We start from the raw sequence: 314 nt of genomic DNA on the forward strand, positions 1-314 counted from the left end.
AACTGTTCCTCGAAATCATTGATCTCGCTGTAGGCGCGCATCCAGTCAGCCGGCGTGCAGAACCCCTCTACCCGCTCCACCAGCACCCGGCCATACCAGGAGCGGTCAAAAATGGTGAACTTGCCCCGCGCCGGAATGTGCCGCCAGAAGCGCCACAGGTAAGGCTGCGCGCGCTCTTCTTCGGTGGGCGCGGCAATCGGCACGATACGGTACTGGCGCGGGTCCAGCGCAGCGGCCACCCGGCGGATGGCCCCGCCTTTGCCGGCAGCATCGTTGCCTTCGAACACCGCCACCAAGGCATGGCGGCGCATGCG

1 pseudogene is annotated in these 314 nt (G+C 65.9%); it reads right to left on the reverse strand.

Features of this window, described 5'->3' with window-relative positions:
• Positions 1-314: pseudogene (locus QWI17_RS03195) on the reverse strand (polyphosphate kinase 2 family protein); the annotation flags it as partial.

The organism is Gilvimarinus gilvus, assembly GCF_030518155.1.
In the GTDB taxonomy this organism is placed as follows: domain Bacteria; phylum Pseudomonadota; class Gammaproteobacteria; order Pseudomonadales; family Cellvibrionaceae; genus Gilvimarinus; species Gilvimarinus gilvus.